The organism is Oleiphilus sp. HI0123, from assembly GCF_001635315.1.
In genome coordinates this window covers 1-2,579 of the sequence record NZ_LWGE01001329.1, presented here as the reverse complement: position 1 = coordinate 2,579, position 2,579 = coordinate 1, and the positions used below count along the sequence as shown (strand labels likewise).

3 protein-coding genes are annotated in these 2,579 nt (G+C 45.6%); all 3 read left to right on the top strand.

Going from position 1 to position 2,579, the window contains the following annotated elements; all coding sequences use genetic code 11:
- Positions 1 to 109: 109 nt before the first annotated feature.
- Positions 110 to 325: a 30S ribosomal protein S21 gene (rpsU, locus tag A3761_RS16450; RefSeq protein ID WP_068507050.1), complete on the top strand. Its 216-nt coding sequence runs from the start codon at positions 110 to 112 to the stop codon at positions 323 to 325.
- 220 nt (positions 326 to 545) lie between these two features.
- Positions 546 to 1,010 carry a GatB/YqeY domain-containing protein gene (locus tag A3761_RS16445; RefSeq protein ID WP_255374951.1) on the top strand — a complete coding sequence of 155 codons (465 nt, stop codon included), beginning with the start codon at positions 546 to 548 and terminating at the stop codon, positions 1,008 to 1,010.
- A gap of 116 nt (positions 1,011 to 1,126) precedes the next feature.
- Positions 1,127 to 2,579, top strand: a 1,453-nt coding sequence (gene dnaG, locus A3761_RS16440) for a DNA primase (protein ID WP_068750526.1), incomplete at its 3' end; no start/stop codon positions are given.

The window sequence follows — 2,579 nt, the reverse complement described above, 5'->3', positions numbered from 1 at the left end:
GTCTATATTTTGATCGCTGTGCCAGTAAGCCAAGCTTGCTGAAATGTGCACTGCAGCCATAGCTCAGTAAGAATTTATCAATATAACTTTATTGGAACAGGTAATTTTAATGCCTTCTGTAAAATTGAAAGAAAACGAGCCATTTGATATCGCTCTTCGTCGTTTTAAGCGTACTTGTGAAAAAGCAGGTGTTTTGTCTGAAGTTCGTCGTCGTGAATTCTACGAGAAGCCTACTTCTGTACGTAAGCGTAAAGCAGCTGCAGCTGTTAAGCGTCACGCGAAGAAGGTTCAGCGCGAAACAAAACGTTTCGAAAGACTGTACTAAGATTTGTCACCACTCTTTGTCTATATTTTAGATAAAGAGAATGTGAGCGATAAAACGACAAGGTCTAGGATAATGATATTCTAGCCTATTGTTGTTTTTTGCGTTTTAAGCAGATAAAACTTTACCCTTGCTCTATCAGGTTGATCGCGATATGCGAGTGTCTTGGTACGGTCGTTATGCAGGTAGGGTTCTACAGCAATGTAATTAGATGGAGTTTAGTGTGAGCGAAGCCGGTGCAAGTACTTTAAAGGCAAGTATTACCTCTGCAATGAAAGAGGCAATGAAAGCTCGCGCAAAAGAGCGTCTAGCGACTATCCGTTTAATTCTGGCTGAGTTTAAGCGTATCGAAGTTGATGAGCGTATAGAGTTAGATGATGCTCGTGTGCTTGCTGTGCTAGATAAAATGCTTAAACAGCGTCGAGATTCAATTAGTCAGTACGAAGCAGCAAGCCGCCAAGATCTTGCGGATGTAGAAGCTGGCGAAATCGCTGTGATTGAGACGTTTCTACCCGCGGCACTGACTGCCGAGGAAATTGATGCTTTGGTCGCCGAGGCAGTGGCGAGCTCTGGAGCAGAATCAGTTCGGGATATGGGCAAGGTGATGGCGGTGCTTAAGCCTCAGCTTCAAGGTCGAGCTGACGTCGGTAAGGTAAGCCAGATCGTTAAGCAGCGCTTAGCTAGCTAGACTTCAATTCCAATTATCTCTTGAACAGAGCGGGTCTACTACAAGGTAGTCATTTAGTCTTTGTTTCATGGCTTATGCTATATTATGCATCTTCATTGAGTAGTGTGTCGTAGCAGATGGCAGGATTAATCCCACAAGATTTTATAGAAGACCTCGTCGCGCGAGTGCCTATCGCCGAAGTTGTGGGTTCGCGCGTACAGCTTAAAAAAGCGGGTACTGCACTGAAGGCCTGTTGTCCTTTCCATCAAGAAAAAACACCCTCTTTTCACGTTAACGCTCAAAAGAACTTCTACCACTGCTTTGGTTGTGGCGCGAGTGGTAACAGTATTAACTTCCTGCGCGAACACGATAACCTGGATTTTAATGAAGCGGTTGAAGAGCTGGCGAAGATCGCTGGCATCGAGGTGCCGAGAGACGAAAAAGTCCAAAAGGTATACAGCCTTCAAGCAAAGTTGTGGGAAGCTTTAGAGTACGCAAATCTGAAATACAGGGATGCGCTAAAGTCTCATGCCAATAAATCGCGTGCTCAGGACTACCTGAAAAGGCGTGGCTTGTCGGACGAAGTGATTGAGCGCTTCGCTATCGGCTTTGCACCGGCCGAGCGGGATTTTCTGAGTGCTAAAGCCGCCCCAGAAACCTTAAAGTCACTCATTCAGACCAAAACCGTTCTCGATAAGTACGACAACCCCTTTGATCTATTTCAAGATCGCTTAATGTTCCCTATTCGAAATAGCCGCGGTAAGACTGTGGCTTTTGGGGGGCGAACCTTAGGGGACGACAAAGCTAAATACATCAACTCACCTGAATCGGAAGTTTTCCACAAAAGTAATGAGCTTTACGGTCTGTATGAAGCGAACCAGGCAACCCGACATCTTGATAAGTTGTTGGTAGTGGAAGGCTATATGGACGTTGTGGCGCTAGCGCAGTACGGTATTAACTATGCGGTAGCCACCTTAGGGACGGCGACAAATAGCGAAAACCTCTCTCACCTCTTACGACGGTGTAAGCACATTATTTTCTGTTTTGATGGCGATCGAGCCGGATTACAGGCTGCAAGAAAGGCAATGGAAAACGCCTTGCCTATATTTGAAGATGGGATGCAGCTGGATTTTTTGCTATTACCGGAAGGTGAGGACCCTGATACTCTAGTGAGGGGGGAAGGGAAAGATATGTTCGAAAAGCGAGTGCTTTCTGCTTATCCCTTATCGGAATTCATGCTTAAAATTTATTCAGAGGGCCTTGATCTTAGATCTGCCGAGCATAAGGGTTTGCTAAAAGAGCAGGCAGAAGCTCAGATAGAGAGGGTGAAGTCCTTTGTTCTGAAAAATGCGCTGACGCAAAAGCTAAATTCACTGATGTTTAAGCGTCGAGGGAAATTCAAGCAAGATGCAGCTAGTGATGGGCGGGAGCTGGTCGGCGCTAGGGTGATTCCTGACCCGGATACTAGCCTTTGTTTAGCGCTATATTACCAGCCAAGTCAGGCTGAAAATTATCTAAGTATGATCAGTGGGCACCAAGGGTTTCAGCAAACTCGTGACTTCGCAGAGTTTCTCTTTCTTCAAAAAATAG

What these genes read in the sequence shown, in the direction of transcription:
- rpsU (WP_068507050.1), top strand. Translation starts at nt 110, where the DNA reads ATGCCTTCTGTAAAATTGAAAGAAAACGAGCCATTTGATATCGCTCTT.